The sequence below is a fragment of the Halopseudomonas pelagia genome, from assembly GCF_009497895.1.
GTDB classification, from domain to species: Bacteria; Pseudomonadota; Gammaproteobacteria; order Pseudomonadales; family Pseudomonadaceae; genus Halopseudomonas; species Halopseudomonas pelagia_A.
Genome location: NZ_CP033116.1, coordinates 2,112,569 through 2,132,045, shown reverse-complemented (window position 1 = coordinate 2,132,045; position 19,477 = coordinate 2,112,569). Strand labels below are relative to the sequence as shown.

Annotated in this window: 23 protein-coding genes; 14 read left to right on the top strand and 9 right to left on the bottom strand. The window is 58.4% G+C overall.

Translation table 11 applies throughout. From position 1 onward, the window contains the following. Nucleotides 1-119 precede the first annotated feature (119 nt). From EAO82_RS10090 to EAO82_RS10075, 4 genes are read right to left on the bottom strand one after another with little or no spacing between them, the layout of a single operon-like run. The gene (locus tag EAO82_RS10090) at nt 120-881 is read right to left on the bottom strand and encodes a LytR/AlgR family response regulator transcription factor (protein WP_096347544.1); all 762 of its coding nucleotides are present in this window, start codon (nt 879-881) and stop codon (nt 120-122) included. Continuing rightward, complete coding sequence (locus EAO82_RS10085; protein ID WP_096347545.1) at nt 878-1,942, bottom strand: sensor histidine kinase; 1,065 nt, start codon at nt 1,940-1,942, stop codon at nt 878-880. Before EAO82_RS10085 ends, EAO82_RS10090 begins: the two co-directional genes overlap by 4 nt. Further along, nucleotides 1,942-3,444: a carotenoid oxygenase family protein gene (locus EAO82_RS10080; RefSeq protein ID WP_096347546.1), complete on the bottom strand. Its 1,503-nt coding sequence runs from the start codon at nt 3,442-3,444 to the stop codon at nt 1,942-1,944. Before EAO82_RS10080 ends, EAO82_RS10085 begins: the two co-directional genes overlap by 1 nt. Nucleotides 3,445-3,446: 2 nt before the next feature. Continuing rightward, nucleotides 3,447-3,887 (bottom strand): DUF2141 domain-containing protein, encoded by a 441-nt coding sequence (locus EAO82_RS10075; RefSeq protein ID WP_096347547.1) that lies wholly within the window; start codon nt 3,885-3,887, stop codon nt 3,447-3,449. Between the two features lie 325 nt (nt 3,888-4,212). Between EAO82_RS10075 and EAO82_RS10070 the strand changes: the two genes are divergently transcribed. From EAO82_RS10070 to EAO82_RS10045, 6 genes are all read left to right on the top strand, one after another. Beyond that, complete coding sequence (locus tag EAO82_RS10070) at nt 4,213-4,608, top strand: DUF4398 domain-containing protein (RefSeq protein WP_096347548.1); 396 nt, start codon at nt 4,213-4,215, stop codon at nt 4,606-4,608. A gap of 46 nt (nt 4,609-4,654) precedes the next feature. Next, on the top strand, nt 4,655-5,497 hold the full coding sequence (locus tag EAO82_RS10065) for an OmpA family protein (RefSeq protein WP_096347549.1): 843 nt from the start codon (nt 4,655-4,657) through the stop codon (nt 5,495-5,497). Between the two features lie 422 nt (nt 5,498-5,919). Further along, a complete protein-coding gene (locus tag EAO82_RS10060; RefSeq protein WP_096347550.1) occupies nt 5,920-6,309 on the top strand; it encodes a hypothetical protein in 390 nt (129 codons plus the stop codon). Between the two features lie 4 nt (nt 6,310-6,313). Continuing rightward, entirely contained in the window at nt 6,314-6,976 is a 663-nt protein-coding gene (locus EAO82_RS10055; RefSeq protein WP_096347551.1) for a CDP-alcohol phosphatidyltransferase family protein, read from the top strand. A gap of 1 nt (nt 6,977) precedes the next feature. Next, entirely contained in the window at nt 6,978-7,934 is a 957-nt protein-coding gene (locus EAO82_RS10050; protein WP_218838653.1) for a phosphatidate cytidylyltransferase, read from the top strand. Nucleotides 7,935-7,941: 7 nt separating this feature from the next. Beyond that, nucleotides 7,942-8,604, top strand: coding sequence for a lysophospholipid acyltransferase family protein (locus EAO82_RS10045; protein WP_218838654.1), 663 nt, complete (start codon nt 7,942-7,944; stop codon nt 8,602-8,604). A 55-nt stretch (nt 8,605-8,659) separates the two neighbouring features. Here the strand turns inward: EAO82_RS10045 and EAO82_RS10040 are convergent, their stop codons facing one another. The 4 genes from EAO82_RS10040 to EAO82_RS10030 form a co-directional block, all read right to left on the bottom strand. After that, entirely contained in the window at nt 8,660-9,118 is a 459-nt protein-coding gene (locus tag EAO82_RS10040; RefSeq protein ID WP_096347552.1) for an ABZJ_00895 family protein, read from the bottom strand. A 179-nt stretch (nt 9,119-9,297) separates the two neighbouring features. After that, entirely contained in the window at nt 9,298-9,459 is a 162-nt protein-coding gene (locus tag EAO82_RS20805) for a hypothetical protein (protein ID WP_174958824.1), read from the bottom strand. Between the two features lie 190 nt (nt 9,460-9,649). Continuing rightward, nucleotides 9,650-10,663, bottom strand: a complete 1,014-nt coding sequence (locus tag EAO82_RS10035; RefSeq protein WP_096347553.1) for an SDR family oxidoreductase — start codon at nt 10,661-10,663, stop codon at nt 9,650-9,652. Nucleotides 10,664-10,859: 196 nt separating this feature from the next. Next, a complete protein-coding gene (locus tag EAO82_RS10030; RefSeq protein WP_096347554.1) occupies nt 10,860-11,057 on the bottom strand; it encodes a hypothetical protein in 198 nt (65 codons plus the stop codon). Between the two features lie 221 nt (nt 11,058-11,278). Between EAO82_RS10030 and EAO82_RS10025 the strand changes: the two genes are divergently transcribed. The 3 genes from EAO82_RS10025 to EAO82_RS10015 are packed head-to-tail and all read left to right on the top strand — an operon-like array spanning nt 11,279 to nt 12,843. Continuing rightward, nucleotides 11,279-11,860, top strand: a complete 582-nt coding sequence (locus EAO82_RS10025) for a PAAR domain-containing protein (RefSeq protein WP_096347555.1) — start codon at nt 11,279-11,281, stop codon at nt 11,858-11,860. Continuing rightward, nucleotides 11,861-12,433, top strand: a complete 573-nt coding sequence (locus EAO82_RS10020) for a T6SS effector amidase Tae4 family protein (protein WP_096347556.1) — start codon at nt 11,861-11,863, stop codon at nt 12,431-12,433. Continuing rightward, nucleotides 12,433-12,843, top strand: a complete 411-nt coding sequence (locus EAO82_RS10015; RefSeq protein ID WP_096347557.1) for a hypothetical protein — start codon at nt 12,433-12,435, stop codon at nt 12,841-12,843. The genes EAO82_RS10020 and EAO82_RS10015 overlap by 1 nt, the downstream gene beginning before the upstream one ends. Before the next feature lie 54 nt (nt 12,844-12,897). Here the strand turns inward: EAO82_RS10015 and tenA are convergent, their stop codons facing one another. After that, nucleotides 12,898-13,566 carry a thiaminase II gene (gene tenA, locus EAO82_RS10010; protein WP_096347558.1) on the bottom strand — a complete coding sequence of 223 codons (669 nt, stop codon included), beginning with the start codon at nt 13,564-13,566 and terminating at the stop codon, nt 12,898-12,900. Nucleotides 13,567-13,752: 186 nt separating this feature from the next. On the opposite strand from tenA, the gene EAO82_RS10005 reads away from it, so the two are divergent. The 5 genes from EAO82_RS10005 to EAO82_RS09985 all read left to right on the top strand — a co-directional run bounded on the left by EAO82_RS10005 (nt 13,753) and on the right by EAO82_RS09985 (nt 19,464). Beyond that, on the top strand, nt 13,753-14,613 hold the full coding sequence (locus EAO82_RS10005) for a carboxylate/amino acid/amine transporter (RefSeq protein WP_096347559.1): 861 nt from the start codon (nt 13,753-13,755) through the stop codon (nt 14,611-14,613). Nucleotides 14,614-14,766: 153 nt separating this feature from the next. Continuing rightward, nucleotides 14,767-15,663: a LysR family transcriptional regulator gene (locus tag EAO82_RS10000; RefSeq protein ID WP_174958821.1), complete on the top strand. Its 897-nt coding sequence runs from the start codon at nt 14,767-14,769 to the stop codon at nt 15,661-15,663. Nucleotides 15,664-15,666: 3 nt separating this feature from the next. Next, nucleotides 15,667-16,569 carry a LysR family transcriptional regulator gene (locus EAO82_RS09995; protein ID WP_096347561.1) on the top strand — a complete coding sequence of 301 codons (903 nt, stop codon included), beginning with the start codon at nt 15,667-15,669 and terminating at the stop codon, nt 16,567-16,569. 178 nt (nt 16,570-16,747) lie between these two features. Beyond that, nucleotides 16,748-17,380 carry a glutathione S-transferase family protein gene (locus EAO82_RS09990; RefSeq protein WP_096347562.1) on the top strand — a complete coding sequence of 211 codons (633 nt, stop codon included), beginning with the start codon at nt 16,748-16,750 and terminating at the stop codon, nt 17,378-17,380. Between the two features lie 26 nt (nt 17,381-17,406). Next, nucleotides 17,407-19,464: a pyridoxamine 5'-phosphate oxidase family protein gene (locus EAO82_RS09985; protein WP_096347563.1), complete on the top strand. Its 2,058-nt coding sequence runs from the start codon at nt 17,407-17,409 to the stop codon at nt 19,462-19,464. The last annotated feature ends 13 nt before the right edge of the window (nt 19,465-19,477 follow it).

Sequence of the window (19,477 nt, the reverse complement as noted above, 5' to 3'; positions counted from 1 at the left end):
CTCAGCTTTTTCAAAAATGCGAAATAGGGTTACTCAAGACTGACAGGGTACCAGAGCTGGTTGGGCTGGTCAGACGCGGCTGCAGATGCATGGGTACGGCAAAGTGATCTAATGCTGTTTCACAGCGGCCGAAAGCGCTCGGCGTAGCTGCGGCTGACCACGAGTTTATCGGCGCAGCCTTTCAAACTGAGATTCAGACCCCCACGAAAGTCACGACTGATGGATTGCACATAGCGGGCATTGACGATGCAGTTGCGGTGAATGCGCCAGAAGTGCTCGCCGTCCAGCCGTGGCTCCAGCTCCTTTAGCGGCGTGCGGATGGGGTAATGGCCATCTGCGGTGTGCAGGACGGTGTATTTGTCTTCGGAGCGCAGATAAAGCACTTCAGCCGCCGCAATCAGCCGTATGCGTTCACCGACCGAAGCCTGTAACCACTGCAGCGGCGACACCGGTGCGGGTTCAAGCATCTGCGTGACTCTGGCCAACAGGGCGGCTAGATCTTCGCCCATGGGGGTTCCGCTGGCCAGGCGTTGCTGCAGACGTTCAACCGTGACTTGCAGGCGGTCTTCGCGTACCGGTTTGAGCAGGTAATCCACGGCTTCGCGCTCGAAGGCGTCGACTGCGTACTGATCGTAAGCTGTAACAAAGACGATATGGCAAGGCTGATGCAGCTGCGCGGCCACTTCAAGGCCGCTGAGGCCGGGCATGCGGATATCCAGAAAGGCGATCTGCGGTTGTGTTTGCTCCAGCAGGCGCAGGGCTTCCAACCCATCGGCGGCATGCGCAATGCTGGTCAGCCCCGGCCAGGCCTGGCGCAGCTGGCGGTCCAGCTCGCGGACCAGCTCTGGCTCGTCGTCGGCAATCAGTACCCGGATGCTCATGCGCGCGGCACCCTCAGCGTGGCGGTTACACCGCCATGGTCGTTGTCTTCCAGGGTGAGTGTAGCTCGCCCCTCATAGAGGGTGGCAAGGCGAGCGCGGATATTGGCCAGCCCGGTCCCGGCGGCGCCGCTACTGCTGAAACCAATACCGTCGTCGCCTACTTGCATCTGAATGACATCGCCCGTACTCGATACGTTAATCCACATCCGGCCAGGCCCGGTTTTTGGCTCCAGGCCGTGGCGAATAGCATTTTCCACCAGGGGTTGCAGCAGCATGGGGGCCAGCGGCTGGCTGCGCAATTCATCGGGAACCTTGATACTGAACGTCATTCGCTCGCCCATGCGAAATTGCATGATGGTGAGGTAGTTGTCCAACAACGCCAGTTCCTCGCCCAGCGTTGCGTGATCGCAGCGGCTATGGGACAGGCTGGCACGCAAATAGTCGATCAGGTGGTCCAGCAGCTGCCTGCCTGCCAGCGGATCACGGCCGATCAAACCGCGCAGAATCGCCAGCGTGTTGAACAGAAAGTGCGGTTCGACCTGTGCCTGCAGCAGGCGTAACTCGGTCTCTACCCGCGCCTTTTCACCCTGCAGAAGCTTGAGGCGCTCGGCATCAAGTGCTTGCTCTGTGCGCAGGGTGCGCTCGCGGTAGAAGGCAAGCAAGGTGATACCAGTGCCGAACACCAGGCCAATAAACACCGCCTGCCAGAACGCCCGTGAAACTGGCTCCTCGAATTGGTAAACCCCGGTGACCACCAGTGCCAGCCCGGTGCCCAGCATGGAGCCCAACACCACCGCCAGACCCAGGCCCACTGCGCGCCACGGGCGAACATGGATAAAGCCCAGGCTAAGGACCACAAAGGAGGTGATGGTCAAACCGATGCACTGGGAAAACACCCAGTTCACCATCAGGGAGCCGCCGTAGTCGATAGCCGTAAGAAACAGGGCGATAACCGTGTTGAAGACGATAGCCCCGCCCCAGCGCGCCCATGCCGGCACCTTCAACCAGAATGAAGGCTCATGCGCGTTATGCGCGTCAGAATGTTCTGATCGGATGTTCATCAGCTGCGCACAAAGTGGCCGTGAAAGCCCAACGGCAGACTGTAGGGCAGCGCCGCCTGAGCCATGGGGCCGTCCTGCAGATGCGCTGCATCAAACAATGTCAGGCGGGTGATGCCAGCTTTGGTGTCCAGCACGGTACCAAGCAACCAGGCGTCGCCGTCAGCGGCGTTGGCTGTTTTGGGTATGACCAGATGCTCCTCTACCATGATGCCCTCGTCGAAACGATAGTGTTGCTCATTTTGCCGGTCCAGATCGATTCGCCTCAGCGCATTGAATCCAGGGTGGCTTATATCGCCGGTGGCCTCGGCCAGCACCAGGAAACGCTGGCGTCGGCCAACGGCACGCGGGTCCAGTGTCGGAAACTCGCATTCACCCGGCAACAGCTGCTGCTCGGCGCGGCCGCTATCAGGGTAAAGCGTGACCTGTGCAAGCTGCGAACGGTGTCCACCGCTGTACTCGCCCGTCATCACCGCACGGAAACTCTCGGTCAACACCCGGGCATCGGCGTAACGCAGGTAGTCAAACCGAATAGTACCCCCAGCCTCTTCCCAGGCGTTACCCAGATGAAACACAAAGCCGGACGGCAGTTCATACCAGCGTTGCCGGGACCAGTCGTTCTTGTCAACGGTGAGGATTCGCATGGGCTGGTCAGCGTGCCAACGGTAGCTATCGAGCACGCTTTGCCCGGCTGTAGAACGGTCTGCGTCCAGCACCATGGGCGGCAACAGGAATATCAGATGCCGCTCGGTGATGGCAAAATCGTGCACCATCGGCAGATCCGGCACGGGGATGCCTTCGGCTTTCTTTAGCGTGCCGTCAGCGCCAATGTGATAGATCAACAGCATCTGGCGAGCCGCGCCGAAATTCCACAGGCTGCCATCGGTATCCTTGCGCGGATGGGCAGAGAACGGCACGCCTTGCAGATCGTCGCGCCAGGTCACCGGGCCGATGGTGCTGAGCGTCTGCGGATCGAGTTCCCAGGCAGAGCCTGCGTCCCACAGGGACATCAAGCGCTCGCCATGCCAGGTCACACTCACATTGGACACGTTCATGTCGTCTGGACCGGCGACTGCTTCCATACTCGCCAGCCGCGTGCCGAAAGCGGGCGTGCGTTGCCGCCCGGCGCTCTCGTCAACACGGAACTTACGCGTTTCGACAAACCTGCCGTGATGGGCAATGCTGCCCCCGTTCAACCGAAACGCCTGAAGCATGCCGTCACCGTCGAACCAGTGCTGGTAACGTTGCCCGCCGCGCTCAAAACGCGCCGGCATGTTGCGATAGAAGCTGCCTTGCAGCGCTGCAGGCCAGCGGCCGCTCAAGCGCAATGAATCGCTGCTCAGGCTGTTCTGCTGCACGCTCTGATAACCCAGCAGCCATGCCTTATGCGGCGCACTGCCGACCATGCTACCAGCCTCACCTGCAGCCCTGGCCAGACTCAGGGGCACCAGCATGGCGGCGGCGCTACCCATCAACATTTGCTGCAATAGCTCACGACGATTCATGATTAATTCCTCAGCTCAATGTTGATCACCTGGGTTTCATCGTCTGCCGACAAGCTGATCGCGGCTGCAGTAAAATCCGGTGGCCCCATAGCGCCCATAGCATTTTGGCTGAAGCCGTAAGGTTCGTTGGGTATACCGATGAGGTTGGTGTCGAGCTTGCGGTTGGCGTTTACATCCTGATAGACCGTGATTGCGTAGTCACCCGGCGGCAAACCAGTAAATACGGCAGACGGAGGCGTATCACTCTCTGTGGAAATCGCCCCTTCGCGCATTTCTCGCTCCTCGTAAGACTCTGCTGAGTCATACAGCGCGAAATAAACCAGACCATTGCTCTGCTTGGCATTGCTGATGTCGATCTGAAGATCTGCACTCAGTGCGCTACAACCGAAGGCCAGCAGACCGGTGAAGAGAGGGAGGTTTAGAGATTTAGGGTTATGTCGCATCGCTAGCTGCTCCGTGTGGTGATCGGGAAGCTCAATCTGACAGCTCTACCCGCGAGCAGAGACGGATTTGCGATGGAACGCCGTACGGTGCGATAAGACGCAGAAACAGGGCGACGAGCGAAAAGGAAGGGGCAAGCCTGTTGTTTTGTATCGATTTTCGTTCCGTTAGATAAATAACCAAGCCGATTGTTGAAATAAGGTGTCTAATGAAGAGCCAGTAATTCGTGTATGTCCGGCCCGGAAGCAGAAGATCAGGCAATGAATAACACAATGCTTGCGGCCGCTGTTCTGATCCGTCAGGCGAGATTTACATTGGAGACTGATCATGAACATGAACACTATCAAAAATCCCCTATCGCATTTCCGACTGCCCATGTTGGCGGCTGTGGCGTTGGGTGGTCTGCTGTTAGTAGGTTGCGCGGGCAACCCCCCTACTGCCCAATTCGCCCTGACCGAATCAGCCGTGAACGCTGCAGTCAGCGCCGAGGCTACCGAGTATTCAGCGGTGGAGATGCGTTCCGCACGTGACAAGTGGAAGCAGGCCGAAATGGCCATGCAGGAAAAGGACTATGACAAGGCGCGCGTACTCGCTGAGCAAGCTGAGTGGGATGCACGCGTTGCCGAGCGCAAGGCGCGGGCCGCCAAGACGCAAAATGCCCTGAAGGACGCCAGCCAGGGGATCGAGGATCTGCGCGAAGAAGGTATGCGCAGCGCCGAGTGATCAAGACGCCCCCTTCCCTATCGCCTTCACCCAAGGATTACCTGTTATGAACAAATTAATGACTATTACCACCGTGCTCGCCGCGGCCATTGGCCTGTCTGCCTGTGCTTCACAGCCCAACAGCAACCTGCAGCAGGCTCAGGCGCAATATGCCCAACTCCAAGGTGACCCCCGCGCCAGCCAGATGGCTGCGCTGGAGACCGAAGATGCTGGCAAGGCTGTCGATCAAGCCAGCAAGGCCTTTGAGAATGGTGACAAGAAGCAAGTCGACCAACTCTCTTATGTAGCCCAGCGCCGCATTGAGCTGGCCGAGCAGACCATCGCTTTGCGGTCCGCAGAAGCGGATCTGGAGCAGTCTGCTGCCAAGCGCGCCGAAGCTCAGCTTTCGTCACGTGAGCAGCAACTGAAATCAAGTGAGCAACAGCTGAAGTCAAGCGAGCAGCAGTTGGCGTCACGTGAGGCGCAGATCCGCAGACTGCAGGATGAGCTGAAGGCAAAGCAGACCGAACGCGGTACGCTGATCACTTTGGGTGACGTGCTGTTCGACGTCGACAAGTCCGAGCTCAAGCCGTCAGGCGTGCGTGACGTGCAGAAGCTGGCCAGCTTTCTGAATGACAACCCCGAGCGTCAGCTGGTGGTGGAAGGCTATACCGACAGTACCGGTGCCGATTCCTACAACCAGCAGCTGTCTCAGCGCCGCGCCGAGTCAGTGCAACGTGCGTTGACGCACGCTGGCGTTAATTCCCAGCGCGTTCAGGTGGTCGGCTATGGCGAACAGTACCCCGTCGCCAGCAACGATTCGGCCTCCAGCCGCTCGCAGAACCGTCGGGTGGAAGTGACCATTTCCGACAATGACCAGCCCGTAGCACCGCGTTCGTCTATCGAGTAAAGCGCGTCAGGGCATCGCTAGCCGGTGCCCCATGCGTTTGTACCAGAGCCCGCCTAATTGGCGGGCTTTTTTGTGTCAGGATGCCGCTTTCTTCTGCATGGATTTGAACTGCCTGCTGAGCATAAAGCCGTAACCCAGCCAGAGCATCAAGGCCGCCAGCGACGGAAAAGGTGAAACACTGAATTGAACCCATCTGGATATAGGCCCCAACTGCAACACAATTCATGACCCAGGTCACAGGCTGAACAGGGAGTGCTCGTGCGTTGCTCGACACTTGCGGTAACCTGCCCCTTTGATGCCGATCGAACAGGATTTCAGGGCATGATTTATTTGCCATTACAGCGCGTTTTACTCTCTCTGCTATTCACCTCCCTGGCACGCTTAAAGATTCGACCCCAGCCCTGCACAAAAGGCCCGGCTTAATGAGCGCCCTGGCTCCTGGCCGCTTGTTAGCGGCGGCGCTGGCCTTTGTGCTCTGGGGTGGCTGGGCGCTGTTAGCCAACTGGCCCGCCGGGCACCGAGAAGCCCTGGTTGCCGGCGTGCTGCAAGGCTGCGCCAGCGCGATCATTACCCTGCTCATGGCCGTTTGTGCCAACGCCTTGTTTGCTCGGCTACCTGGCCGTGTTCTGCGTATCGCGGCGCCGCCGCTGCTGATTGTTTCGGTCAGCTTCAGCGCACTCTGGCTGGCGCATACGGCCAATGACACCCCCGCGCTCTGGGCCACCATCCTGCCGCCCAGCTGCCTGGCTTTTGCCTATTGCCTGTATCTCACCCTTTCGCTGGCGCGCGACGCCGCGACCTCGGAGCAGTAACCCCATGACAGATCTCAGTAACCGTCGCCCCCTGAAAATCCGCGACCAGCAACTGATGCGACGCTTCGCCGCCTGGCTTAGCCGCCGCAAGGTAACGCCCAATCAGATATCGATCCTCAGTGTGGTCTTTGCCCTTGGCGGCGGCGCTGCGCTGGTGATGGCCGGGCAGACGCTGGCGGGTGAGCGCTCACTGTGGTTCCTGGCCGCCGCACTGCTGATTCAATTACGCCTGCTGTGCAATCTGTTCGATGGCATGGTCGCGATGGAAGGCGGGAAGCAGACGCCGGCAGGCGAATTGTTCAATGACGTGCCGGACCGCATCGCCGATCCGCTGCTGATCGTGGCTTGCGGCTTTGCGTTGCCGGATTTCCCCAGCGCCATGTGGCTGGCCTGGCTCGGCGCTCTGCTTGCGGTCATGACCGCCTACATTCGCGTGCTGGGCGTCTCCCTGGGGCTGGCAGCGGACTTTCGCGGCCCAATGGCCAAGCAGCAACGTATGGCGCTGATTACAGTCGCTGCCGTGATATCTGCACTGGAGATCTTCTGGGGGCACTACGGCATGGCGCTTTGGATCAGCCTGATCCTGCTGGTGGTGGGCAGCGCGATAACCGCATTGCGTCGCTTGATGAACGCCTACATGCTCCTGCAACAACGTGGAGCCAACTGACATGGATATCGGCTTGCCCTTTATGCTTGATCTCACCCCCAATGCGCTTGTGGCCATGCTGGTAGTTCTGGCAATGCTGGTGGTGGCCTCCATCACCCAATGGCGCCTACGCTCTCGTTTAAGCCCGGAAGCACATCTGGAACTCAAGCAGCGCATCAACTCCTGGTGGATCATGGTCGCGGTGGTTTTTACTGCGCTGATGATTGGCCAAACAGCCTCGCTAATCTTCTTCGCGATTTTGAGTTTTATCGCGCTGCGGGAAATCTTTTCGATACTGCCTGTACGCATCAGTGACCGCCGTCTGATTCTCGCGCTCTATCTGATGGTGCCGCTGCAGTATTACTGGATTGCCAAAGACTGGTACGGCATGTTTATCGTTTTTATTCCGGTCTACCTGTTCCTGCTGATCCCCTTCGGCTTGTTGATCCTGGGCGAAACCAAAGGCTTTATCCGTGCGGTTGGCTCATATCAATGGGCAATCATGACCACGGTGTTTGCCATCAGCCACGTGGCCTACCTGCTGATGTTGCCGGCGGATCAAAACGCCTCCGGTGGCGGCGTGGGCCTGGTGCTGTATCTGGTATTCCTCACCCAATTCAACGACGTGGCGCAGTACATCTGGGGTAAAAAGTTTGGTGAGCGCAAGATAGTGCCCACCATCAGCCCCAACAAAACCTGGGCTGGTTTTCTCGGTGGCGTAGCCACCACCACTCTGCTGGGTGGCCTGCTGGCCCCTTGGCTGACGCCAATGAGTTTCTGGCAGGGCCTGGCAGCGGGTCTGCTCATCGGCTGCGCTGGTTTTGTCGGCGATCTGACCATCTCTGCCGTCAAGCGTGACCTGCGCATCAAGGACACCAGCCAGCTGATTCCCGGTCATGGCGGTATTCTCGACCGCATTGACAGCCTGATGTACACCGCACCGCTGTTCTTCCACTTTCTTTTCTACACCAGCTACTGAGGCCACCATGTCGTTCATTCAACGTCTGCCCAAGCGGCTGTTTTTCCTACTGATCGTCAAACCGTTGGTGTACCTGCTGCTGGGGCTCAACATTTATTCCGCGCAGCGCCTGCCCGCGCGCGGTCCGGCAATCCTGGCGGCCAATCACAACAGCCACCTCGATACCCTGGTGCTGATGGCGCTCTACCCGCTCAGCCAGCTGCACCGCGTGCGCCCCGTAGCTGCCGCCGATTACTTTCTGCGCAACCGTTTTACCAGTTGGCTGTCGCTCAACGTGATCGGCATCATCCCGCTAGACCGGCAAAGCCAGGTCGACAAGGAAAAGGTATTTGAGCAGTGCCAACAGGCGCTGGCCAATGACGAGATACTGCTGCTATTCCCGGAAGGCAGCCGCGGCGAAGCCGAACAATTGCAACCGCTGCGCAAGGGCATCTACCACCTCGCCCGCGCCCACCCCGGCACCACAGTAACTCCCATCGCCATGCACGGCCTGGGCCGCGCCCTGCCAAAAGGTGAGTCCATGCTGGTGCCGTTCAACTGTGATGTAGTGATTGGTGAAGCGTTGCTGCCGGGTGAAGACAGCAACGTGTTTATGCAGCAATTGCAGACCTCGTTGGAAGAGCTATTGGCTGCATGTATTACCCGTCGTGATGAACGGTGGGAAAGTTAAGGACTTGATTGCGACGATGCGGTGGCGGTTGCGACGCAGTTGGGTCAGATGAACATCACGGCCGGCCGGATGCCGCTTTCTTTTGCATCGCTTTGAATTGCTTGTCGAGCATAAAGCCGTAGCCCAGCCAGAGCACCAGTAGATAGACCAGCGAAACCACCAGCATGACGATCAGGAAAACGACTGCGTTCTCTTGCAGCATAATCCGCATCACCGCGACGCTTTCTGGCTGCATCGCCACGATGGCCAGGACGAATAGCAGCGAGACCAGCACGGATGCCAGGAACGACATGAAAACCAGCCAGCGCTTCTCGGCGGCGGTGGGCAGGCGCTGATGGTCCTTGAGAAAGTAATGCCCGGCCGCCATCGCCGAGCCTATCAATATACCCATATTGACCCCGGCATTGCCTTCCAGGTCCAGCAGGGCAAACACCACCGCAGCGATCACCATCAGGCACAAATTGGCGCCGGCGAAGATGAACAGGTATTTTTTCAGTGGGGTGAGCTGGATCATGGTGGACTTCCTTGTGTTGTGGAGTATGTCGGCCTTACCGACTGCGGTTTGACGTATTATTCAGTCAACCTTCAAAAATAAACAGGGGGGATAAAGGGCGGGGATTTGATTTGGCAAAGCAGCAACCAGCCGACAGCTCGGCTGGCATGACCATCAAAGAAGCCAGGCTGTTGTCACTGTCAGTAATTAGCCGGTGGATCGCTCGCCGGAAATGACTCGTCCAGGGTTTCATCCAGCAGATCGTCGTCATGCTCTTTACGCTTTTTGTTCTCTTTGTCTGTTTGTTCCTGGTCTGTCTTGGGCTTGGGATCGTGTGGGGCGTTAGCGTCTCGGTTTGGCATGCAAATATCCTCGTGGGTAACTGGCAGCGAGCGAAAAAATAAAACAACGTGCTCTTAAATAACGACTGCGTCGGTTGGTTGAGGTTCAGTAAATCAGCGCAGCTGGCGTGGCCAGGACCCAGAATGCCCGCGCGGCTAACGCGGACACCCTTCCGGGCTTTGTGGATCTAGCGCTAGGCATCCTTTAACCCTAGCGACCTTTGATGAGCTTGAACGCCACCAGGCCTACCGCCACAGCTGTTGTTGCAACGCCCAGGGCCGCCTTTGGATGCAGCCGCGCCTGGGTGTAAGGGCTCAGCATCAGGCCTTGACGGCGCTGATTGAGATAGACAGCGCCGTCCTCGTCTGCCGAGTACAGATTATCGGTAGGCGACTTTGGTTTGCCGCTCGATTGCACTCTAGGCAGCGCCCAGCTGATGACCCTGTCCATCACCGAAGGAACCAGATCCCACGCTAACATCGAGATCCGCCCGGTTTCACCGACAGTGATCTGACGCACATACTTTTGCGCAGCGGTGAGTATGGCCTCGGCGACCAGCTCGGGGTCGTAGAGCGGGGGCATTATCTTGCCGCGGTCTTCCATGTAGCTGCGGCCATGGTCAGAAATCGGCGTGGCAATGCCGGAAGGCATGACGACGGTGACCTTCACCGGTGCCTTCTCATGCAACAACTCCATGCGCAACACGTCAGAATAGGCTTTTACCGCAGCTTTACTGGCTGAATAGGCGCCCAGTATCGGGACGGGCATCTCTGCGTTGATGGAGGCGATATTGATGATGGATCCACCGTTATCACGCGTCTTGAAATGCTTCTGGGCAATCCGTGACCCGTAAACCACGCCCCAGTAATTGGTCTGAAATATCTGCTGATGGTCTTCGATTGGTAGATCTTGCAGCTCGGAGAACACCACAACACCTGCATTGTTTACCCAGGTATCGAAGCCACCGAATTCCTCGACAGCCTTGTCGGCGATCTTCTGAACGTCCTGCTCTTCTCCTACGTCGGCCACCACGTATGCGGCCTTGCCGCCAGATTGGCTGATTTCAAAACAGAGATTTTTCAGTTCATCCTCGTTGCGTGCAGCCAGAACCAATCTGGCGCCATAGCGTGCGGCCCGCTGGGCGGTAGCCAGTCCAATACCTGAAGTGGCACCGGTGATGACCATGGTCTGTGCTTGAAGTGGTTTATAACGATGTTTGTTCATAGCTTGTCCTCCTGCTTGTATGCCCCATTTCCAATATCAAATGGATGCCTGGCGTCATGAGGAATATGTAATTGCCACAGGCTCTTAATTTTTGTCAGGACAACTAGGGGGGAGTTCAACCTAAAGCACCGCTTGAATTTGCGTATGAACACATCGAGGAACGGTGGCCGCACGGGGACGAGGCGGAAGAAAAACTTTATCTGCTATTGGCGAAAATGAGCCAGCCGATAATAGCGGCTATGGGCGTGAGGAGTACTACACAGCCCACCACTACAGCACAACCCCAGGCATAACCGCTCTCCCCTTTGAAGCTGCCGCCATTTAGAACACCCAGCACGCAAACGCCGATACGGTGAGCTAATGCGTTTATTAAAAAATCGAAGATGAAGTCCATTTGATCTTCCGGCCTCTCGAATTGACCATTCCAGGACGCATTTTAGCTATGCCATCTTACAAGCTCGGCAACTGGCATACACCCCTGCGCCTTTGGCAATTAGAATCTGTGACCTGCCCAGCAAAGCTACCAGCCTGGAATTGACGTATCCGCATTAGCAATTAAGCTCCTTTGCCACGCGTTATCAGGTCGAGAAATGTAAACAGGGGGAGTCAGACGTCATGCTTGGAATTGGTATAGGGTCAAAGACCTCCACTGGCGGGGAAGTAATCGAAGGTAATGAGGGCGTCGTATTTGACGGCCTGGTCGCCAGTTTAGTGGGTCATAAAGCCACCTGCCCAGCATGCAAGAAAGGCATTGGTGAAATCATCGCAGTCGGCGGTAGAACGGTACAGCTACCCGCAGGACCGGCGGCTCGGACTGGCGACTATGTGGCCTGCGGTTGTCCGCCGGGGTCCAATACGTTACTGGCACAGGGCAGCATTAGCCTCAGTAACATTCACTCAGGCTCCCCTTTTTCTGCTCCCAACCTTGGCGGCGGCGTTAAGCCAGCTGACAAGTCGGTCGATCGTTTGTACTTCTTTTATGGGGAGGGAAAAACTCCGCTTGCTGATAGCTCTCGGTTCTACACTGATTTGAATCTACACGCTGATACCTCCGGCTATTCGCCGGGTGATCTGATAGAGATTACCGTTGCAGGAATTACTGACACATCCGTCAGTGGACGCGTAAGCGAAGACGGCTCGGTATTCATACCGGGGGTCTTTACTTCAAGGTCCGTACCCCTGCAAGGAGACATCTGAATGACAAACACCTTGACTGCCTCCGCCGGCAATACCTCAACCAGCGTCGAGGTCAAAAGACCTCGCTTTGAGGATCTGTGGAATGCCTATGCTGAGGTTGGGAAAATGGACTTCCAGGCGGTCTACGATCTGGTGGGTGATAATGTTGCCGAGCTACGTCGCAGCAACCCGAATGATTACACTAATGCTTGTGCGCTACGTAAGAGTAGGGCTTTCAATTACGGTGGTTATCAGGTGCCCACGGGGACCATTACGCCTCGCACCAACATCTACCGTGTACGTGGCGGCGACGGCTTGCCCTACATATTGCGGGTCACGGGTGTAGTCGATTTTGTCAGGCACAATTGGGGAACGCCGGATAAAACCCTAACCCCCGACCAGTCAGCCACGCTAAACGGGCTCAAGGGACTGATCGTGGTAGAGGTGCAGGGCTGGGGCGATGCTACGGGTCATGTAACGCTCTGGGATGGAAGCTTTACCGGCGACGGCTCCGATTACCAGAACCCTAACGGCAGCGCCTACCGCAACCCCGGCGTTTCACCCGTGCGCATCCTCTATTGGGAACTCAAATAATGAAAGCCTTGCTATTGGCCACACTTCTGATGAGCGGCTGTGCGACCAACTTGGCTGACACCGCTACCGAAGATGCCCGGCAGTCTCTGAAAAACTATGGCCTTACCCGCTGCCTGCTGGAGGCCCTGCCCGAAGAGCAGTCTGTTCTGCGTGAGGATCTGGCCAGCGCCAGCCGCGCCTACCATTTCATGGGAAAAGGCGCGCATCAGATCCTGCAGGATGAAGACACGATGGACATCCTGCACGACCCCTATCTGGATACGCGCAATTTCGTTCTAAATCGCTACGCCGCTGATGGCTCACCTATGAAGTCCGGCAACGGCAACAGCGCCTTTCATGCCTGTTTGGCGATATACAATTCGGCCGAATTTGATCAGTTTGTTCATACTCAGGACGCTTACCTGCCCTGAGCACTTCGTAATCTTCCTCCTCCTTTTCCATGACCCCCTCCATGCAACCTATCGCTACTGGCGAAGCTCCAGCCCCATGGCCCAGAAATCAATTTCCAGCCGGGTGGCGTCGCTGAAGATCCGCGCCAGGCGCTCGAAGCGTCTAGGGGTTACGTCTGCCAGTTCCCGGTTCAGCCAGTCGATCTCGGCATGCATCGCCACCTGAAACTCGGCGCTCTCGTACATCCCAATCCAGGCATCATAGGGATTCTGCTCACCGCGCAGCGTTTGCGCCCGGGTGTTGAGCCAGTTGGCGATTTCACCGTAACCGACCAGGCAGGGTGCCAACGCCACGTGCAGGTCGAGCAGGTCTCCGCGGTTGCCAGTGTCGAGCACATAGCGGGTGTATGCCAGTGTTGCGCGCGCTTCCGGCAAGGCCTGCAATTCCTGCTCACTGATGCCCCACTCCTCGCAGTACTGAATGTGCAGGCCCAGTTCCAGATCGACGATCGCCGAAAGCCCTGCCTTGGCGTGCCGCAGATCGTCCAGCGTGGTGCTCTTGTATGCCGCCAGAGCAAAGGCGCGGGCAAACTGGATTAGAAACAGATAGTCCTGCTTGAGATAGTGACGGAACGACTCCGGCGCCAGCCTGCCCTCGCCCAATTGAATAACAAAATCATGCTGAATATAGGCATCCCATTCATGCTGACAGTGTTGTTTGAGGTGCTCGAAGGTATAGGGCATCTACTTTATCTCGCTGTTTTTGATAGATAATCTGCAACAAAAGGCACCATAGCATAGCCAACGCACACCTGGTTGCGCAGACGCGGCGAACATGAGGCCTGCGCCCATTTTCAAAAAAAGCTACACAACGCGCGTGGCCGATTTGCCGGCGAGCCGTTATGGTTGCGCTCCTGTAATGGAGGCGACATGACCTATCTGCTCTTCGTCACGGTGCTCTGGGCCGTGTCCTTCAATCTGATCGGTGCCCATCTGGCCGGACAGGTGGATCCCTACTTTTCAGTGCTGACCCGCGTTCTGCTGGCCGGCCTGGTGTTTCTGCCGCTGACACGCTGGCGCGGCGTCGATCCCCGATTTATCGGCGGGGTCACGCTGGTGGGGTCGTTGCAATTTGGCGTGACGTACATTTGCCTGTACCTGAGCTTCAATCTGCTGAGCGTGGCGGAAGTGCTGCTGTTCACGGTGCTGACGCCGCTGCACGTGACGCTGATTGACGATGCGCTGCGGCGGCGATTCAATCCCTGGGCACTTGTGGCCGCGGGGGTTGCCGTGCTGGGCGCGGGGGTCATACGATTCGACGGGATTTCTGCTGGTTTTCTTGGCGGCTTTCTATTGATGCAACTGGCCAACTTCACCTTCGCAAGCGGGCAGATCGGTTACAAGCACCTGACCCAGCACTTTCCGTCGGAGATCCCGCTATATCGACGCTTCGGTTACTTCTTCCTCGGCGCGCTGCTGGTGGTGTTGCCTGCGTGGCTGCTGTTCGGCGATCCCGAGCAGTTACCAACCACGTCTACGCAATGGGGCGTGCTGCTATGGATGGGGGTGCTTGCCACGGCGGTCGGACAGTTCTGCTGGAACAAGGGCGCAACCCTGGTATCCGCCGGCACACTCGCGGTGATGAACAATCTGTCCGTACCAGTGGGTTTGCTGCTCAATCTGGTGGTCTGGCGCACTGACACCGCTCTACTGCCGCTTTCGATCGGCGGCAGCCTGATCATTCTAGCGCTGTGGATCAGTAAGCGGGGGGCGCGCACACGTCCCACTTGAGCTCGCCTCAAGTGATCGTCAGCAGCAACCTATATCGCTCGTTAGTTCAGCCAAACCACCGGGACAAGTAGCGCATCCCTATCCAACGCCGCTACGCTGTGTGCTACCAATCAGGTTCCAGGCAAGGCGGTAACTGTGGACAGGTTTCAGGAAATGAAAGTACTGCTGGCCGTGGCGGAGGCGAAAAGCTTTGCCGGGGGTGCCAAGCTGATGGGCATGTCGCCGCCGAGCGTGACGCGCGTGATTGCCGGCCTGGAGAAACGCCTGGGTACGGTGCTGCTCGCACGCAGCACGCGCACCTTGCGCCTGACCGAAGCCGGGCGGCGCTATGTGGAAGACTGCAAGCGCATCCTGCTGGAGTTGGACGAAGCCGAAGAGCTGGCCACCGGCAGCAGCATCCGAGCCCGGGGTAATCTCACGGTGACGGCGCCGGTGATGTTCGGCGAGCTGTATCTGATTCCGCAGATTACCGAGTACCTGGCTGCGCATCCGCAGGTGGCTATCAACGCCCTGCTGGTGGATCGACTGGTAAACATGGTCGACGAGGGCGTGGATGTGGCCATACGCATCGGTCACTTGCCAGACACCGGCCTGCAGGCGATCAAGGTCGGGCATATCCGCCCGGTGATTTGCGCTGCCCCGGCCTTTCTCGAGGAATTTGGTCGGCCGAAAGCACCTAAGGACGTATTGACTGCGCCTATTGTGATGTCCTCTGCCAGCAGCCTTCTCACCGACTGGCAGTTCAACCTGCCAACCGGCACCACTTCCCTGCACCCCAAGCCGCGTTTGTTGGTGAGTTCCAACCGGGCGGCGATCAATGCGGCGCGCTTGGGGTGGGGGCTGACACGGGTTTTGTCTTATCAGGTGGCCGAGCTGGTAGCCAAGGGCGAGCTGGAGATTATTCTCGATACCTATGAAGCAGCGGCGTTGCCGGTGCACATTCTCTATCAGGGTGGCGGGCGGGTTCCGGCTAAAGTACGTACTTTTGTCGACTTTTGTGCCGAACGGTTTTTGCAGGAGCCGGCGCTGCAGAGGGCTGGGAGACTCTAGCGTATGAGCCATTACCGTCAGATGCAGGTGTTCGAAGCCGTGGCGCAAGCCGGGAGCCTTGCCGCGGCAGCGCGCCAGCTAGAGCTCTCGACCGTGACCGTTATGCGCAGCATCGCTGAATTGGAAGCACGCCTGAACAACACCCTGCTGCTGCGCGGCCCGCGCGGCGTCGAACTTAGCCCTGCGGGCGAGCTGTTTGCTGCCAGTTGCGAGCAGATACTAGAGCATACGGCCGCTGCCGAACGCTCCGCCGCCGGCCTGCATGCGCGCCCAGCCGGGCAATTGAACGTGGCACTGCCGATGCTGATGGATCAGCAGATCTTGACGCCCATCGCCCTCGACTATCTTGCAGCGTTTCCCGACGTGTACTTGCACACCCGCGCCAGCGAAGGTCTGCCAAAACTGCTTGAGGACAATATTGATGTTGCGCTGGTGGTGGGCCATTTGCCGGACTCCTCGGAGTTCGCCATGGCGGTGGGGACGGTGCAGCCGATCGTCTGCGGCTCACCCGCTTACCTGGCTAAGTGGGGGCGCCCGCAGACGCTCGAGGACCTTAAAGCCCATCGCAGCGTGCTGACCACCGCCTCTGGCGAGGAAAGTGAGTGGCGCTTTTGTTCAGAGCGCTCCACGCGTGTGGTGAAACCGGCGCCGGTGCTGACCTGCACCACCCAGCGCGCCGCCATTAAAGCCGCAACCCTGGGGCTGGGGCTGATTCGCTGTATGAGTTATGAGGCGCATGATGAGCTGCAGAGCGGTTTGCTGGAGCCGGTACTGGGCAGCTTTGCGATCCAGGGCATACCAGCACAGTTGATCTACCGTGATGGTCGCCGGGCGGCGGCGCGAGTGCGTACTTTTATCGACTTTGCCACGCCCAGGCTGCGCGCGCACCCCGCCTTTCTAAGCTAACGCTACACGGCTGAAACGCCAACACCCTGCCCCACTCTTTCAGAAAACGAAATTATGCATTGCTCTGCATGGTGATTCTGCTCAGCCGCGAGTGGGTGCAGCATGTACTTCCCAGCGCAAGTAGCCCAAGCCGGTTTGATCTGCGCTGACCTCCTTAACCAGATGCGGAGCCACGATCATGTCTCAACCAGCTATCAAACTCTATCGCCACCCCCTGTCCGGCCACGCCCATCGCGTCCAGTTGATGCTTTCATTGCTGAAGCTGCCCATGGAACCGGTGGATCTCGACATGGCCAATGGGGCGCACAAAAAACCTGAATTCCTCGCCATTAACCCTTTTGGGCAAGTGCCGGTTATCGATGACAACGGCACCATTCTCAGCGACTCCAATGCCATTCTGGTGTACCTGGTGAAGAAGTACGACGGCGGCGGCAGTTGGATGTCTGACGAGCCTGTCGCGGCGGCGCGCATCCAGCGCTGGCTCTCGGTGGCGGCCGGCCCGGTTGCCTACGGCCCGGCCTCTGCGCGCCTGGTCACCGTATTCGGCGCTCAATTGAATGCCGCCGAGGCTATCACCCGCTCCCACGTGCTGCTCAAAGTGATGAACAGCGAGTTGGCCAATTCGCCGTTCCTGACAGGCGATACAGCCACCATCGCCGATGTGGCCAACTACGCCTATATCGCCCATGCCCCGGAAGGCAATGTGTCGCTGGAGGACTACCCGAACGTGCGCGCCTGGCTGCAACGGGTTGAAGCACTGCCCGACTTCGTACCCATGGCGCGAACCGCTGTAGGTCTGCAGGCCAACTAAGCCGAGCCACGCGAGGAGGACGCACCATGGATCACCTGCCCAAGCACCGCCGCTCTCCCTGGCATGCCGGGGAAAAAGTACTTCAGGAACTGCACGGCGTGTCCGAGCGGATGGAGGTGCTTGGGCAAAAGGTGATTCGCGACCACATGCCCGACCAGCACCGTGATTTCTACCAGCAGTTACCCTTTATGATCGTCGGTGCGGTGGATGCGCAGCAGCGGCCCTGGGCCACTCTGCTGGAGGGGCCGGAAGGCTTCGTTACCTCGCCCGACCCGCAGCAGTTGCTACTGGGTACGCAGCCAGACAGCCAGGATCCGGCCGCTGCCGGCTTGCAACCCGGCAAGAGTATCGGGCTGCTCGGCATCGAGCTGCATACGCGTCGGCGTAATCGCATCAACGGTGTGATCCAGCAGGTATCTGCGGATGGCATTGCCGTGGCGGTCGAGCACTCTTATGGCAACTGCCCCAAGTACATTCAAACGCGCTCCTATCAACACGTTCAGATGCCAGCCGACCGCCCGCCGCGGCAGGAATTTACTGAGCTGACTGCGCGGGCTGCCGCAATTATCCGCGCCGCGGACACCTTTTTTATCGCCAGCTACTTCGATCACGACCCACACCACCGCTCTGTGGATGTTTCCCACCGGGGTGGCCGCGCGGGCTTTGTCAAAGTCGAGGGCAACCGGCTGACCATTCCCGATTACGCGGGCAATCTGTTCTTCAACACCTTGGGCAATCTGCACGCCAACCCTGTCGCCGGCCTGCTGTTTGTTGATTTCGCCAATGGCGACATCTTGCAGCTTACCGGGCGCACTGAGTTGATTCTGGATGGCCCACTGGTTAACGCGTTTGAAGGCGCCGAGCGGCTCTGGACGCTGGATGTGACTCAGGCGGTGTTGCGACCTGCCGCCGTCGCGCTGCGCTGGGAGTTTCAAGACTACGCACCCACCAGCCTGGCTACAGGTACCTGGGCTAAAGCAGATGAGAAGCTGCTGCAGAAAGAAAAGCGCCAGCAGTGGCAGCAATGGCGGGTGATGCAGGTGCAGCAAGAGAGCAAGGACATCCGCTCGTTTGTTATCCAGCCGCTGGACATTGCGCACGTTGCTTTTACCCCTGGGCAACATGTGCCGGTGCGCCTGCAGCCCAATGCCGATGAGCCCGCGCTGATCAGAACCTACAGCGTTTCCAGCGCCCCTTCTGACGGGCACATCCGTATCAGCGTCAAGGCGCAGGGGCCGGCGTCTTATCACCTGCACAACACTATGCAAGTGGGCGACCTGTTGGAGGTGCGCCCGCCAATGGGCAGCTTCACGTTGAAAGAGGAAACCGAACGGCCGGTGGTATTGATCGCTGCCGGGGTAGGCATCACGCCCCTGCTTTCCATGTTCAGGGAGCTGGCAGCGCAGAATCAACAGCATCAGCGGCAACGCCATGTGCATCTGTTCCAGAGCGCCAGAACGCTGGAGGACCTGCCATTCCAGGCAGAGCTCGGGGATTTGCAGCAGCGCGATCCGCAGCAACTGCATATTCACCGCGCCTTAAGCAATCCAGGCGCTGAAGCTATCGCTGGCCGCGACTTTGATATAACCGGCCGCCTGGACTTCGCTCAAGTAAAGACTCGGCTGCCGCTGGATGATTACGATTATTACCTCTGCGGGCCCGGCGGATTTATTCAGGATATGTACGACGCGCTACGTGCGCTGAACATTGCGGATGAACGCATTCACGCCGAGGCATTCGGGCCTTCGACCTTACGACGCTTGGCGGCTGAAACCTCCGCACCACTGGCCCAACTACCCGCCGCCAGCGCGCCGGTGCCGGTGTATTTCGAGTCATCGGCAAAAGAAGCCCGCTGGACCCCAGACAGCGGTAGCTTGCTAGAGCTGGCAGAAAGCCGCGGCCTGAGCCCCGACTTCAGTTGCCGCGGCGGTTCCTGTGGCACCTGCAAAACACGCATTGTCAGCGGCGACGTTCACTACCCCAATCCGCCAGCGGAAATGCCGGAGGACGGCAGCGTGCTGATCTGCTGCGCGGTACCGGCGGAACATGCGGACGGTATTCAACCCTTGGTTCTTGATCTGTAGAGAGGTGCTGTGC

What these genes read in the sequence shown, in the direction of transcription:
- EAO82_RS10005 (WP_096347559.1), top strand. Translation starts at nt 13,753, where the DNA reads ATGACCTATCTGCTCTTCGTCACGGTGCTCTGGGCCGTGTCCTTCAAT.
- EAO82_RS10030 (WP_096347554.1), bottom strand. Translation starts at nt 11,057, where the DNA reads ATGGACTTCATCTTCGATTTTTTAATAAACGCATTAGCTCACCGTATC.
- EAO82_RS10080 (WP_096347546.1), bottom strand. Translation starts at nt 3,444, where the DNA reads ATGAATCGTCGTGAGCTATTGCAGCAAATGTTGATGGGTAGCGCCGCC.
- EAO82_RS10035 (WP_096347553.1), bottom strand. Translation starts at nt 10,663, where the DNA reads ATGAACAAACATCGTTATAAACCACTTCAAGCACAGACCATGGTCATC.
- EAO82_RS10045 (WP_218838654.1), top strand. Translation starts at nt 7,942, where the DNA reads ATGTCGTTCATTCAACGTCTGCCCAAGCGGCTGTTTTTCCTACTGATC.
- EAO82_RS10000 (WP_174958821.1), top strand. Translation starts at nt 14,767, where the DNA reads ATGAAAGTACTGCTGGCCGTGGCGGAGGCGAAAAGCTTTGCCGGGGGT.
- EAO82_RS20805 (WP_174958824.1), bottom strand. Translation starts at nt 9,459, where the DNA reads ATGCCAAACCGAGACGCTAACGCCCCACACGATCCCAAGCCCAAGACA.
- EAO82_RS09985 (WP_096347563.1), top strand. Translation starts at nt 17,407, where the DNA reads ATGGATCACCTGCCCAAGCACCGCCGCTCTCCCTGGCATGCCGGGGAA.
- EAO82_RS10020 (WP_096347556.1), top strand. Translation starts at nt 11,861, where the DNA reads ATGACAAACACCTTGACTGCCTCCGCCGGCAATACCTCAACCAGCGTC.
- EAO82_RS10065 (WP_096347549.1), top strand. Translation starts at nt 4,655, where the DNA reads ATGAACAAATTAATGACTATTACCACCGTGCTCGCCGCGGCCATTGGC.
- EAO82_RS10060 (WP_096347550.1), top strand. Translation starts at nt 5,920, where the DNA reads ATGAGCGCCCTGGCTCCTGGCCGCTTGTTAGCGGCGGCGCTGGCCTTT.
- EAO82_RS10090 (WP_096347544.1), bottom strand. Translation starts at nt 881, where the DNA reads ATGAGCATCCGGGTACTGATTGCCGACGACGAGCCAGAGCTGGTCCGC.
- EAO82_RS10055 (WP_096347551.1), top strand. Translation starts at nt 6,314, where the DNA reads ATGACAGATCTCAGTAACCGTCGCCCCCTGAAAATCCGCGACCAGCAA.
- EAO82_RS09995 (WP_096347561.1), top strand. Translation starts at nt 15,667, where the DNA reads ATGAGCCATTACCGTCAGATGCAGGTGTTCGAAGCCGTGGCGCAAGCC.
- EAO82_RS09990 (WP_096347562.1), top strand. Translation starts at nt 16,748, where the DNA reads ATGTCTCAACCAGCTATCAAACTCTATCGCCACCCCCTGTCCGGCCAC.
- EAO82_RS10085 (WP_096347545.1), bottom strand. Translation starts at nt 1,942, where the DNA reads ATGAACATCCGATCAGAACATTCTGACGCGCATAACGCGCATGAGCCT.
- EAO82_RS10025 (WP_096347555.1), top strand. Translation starts at nt 11,279, where the DNA reads ATGCTTGGAATTGGTATAGGGTCAAAGACCTCCACTGGCGGGGAAGTA.
- EAO82_RS10070 (WP_096347548.1), top strand. Translation starts at nt 4,213, where the DNA reads ATGAACATGAACACTATCAAAAATCCCCTATCGCATTTCCGACTGCCC.
- EAO82_RS10050 (WP_218838653.1), top strand. Translation starts at nt 6,978, where the DNA reads ATGGATATCGGCTTGCCCTTTATGCTTGATCTCACCCCCAATGCGCTT.
- EAO82_RS10040 (WP_096347552.1), bottom strand. Translation starts at nt 9,118, where the DNA reads ATGATCCAGCTCACCCCACTGAAAAAATACCTGTTCATCTTCGCCGGC.
- tenA (WP_096347558.1), bottom strand. Translation starts at nt 13,566, where the DNA reads ATGCCCTATACCTTCGAGCACCTCAAACAACACTGTCAGCATGAATGG.
- EAO82_RS10075 (WP_096347547.1), bottom strand. Translation starts at nt 3,887, where the DNA reads ATGCGACATAACCCTAAATCTCTAAACCTCCCTCTCTTCACCGGTCTG.
- EAO82_RS10015 (WP_096347557.1), top strand. Translation starts at nt 12,433, where the DNA reads ATGAAAGCCTTGCTATTGGCCACACTTCTGATGAGCGGCTGTGCGACC.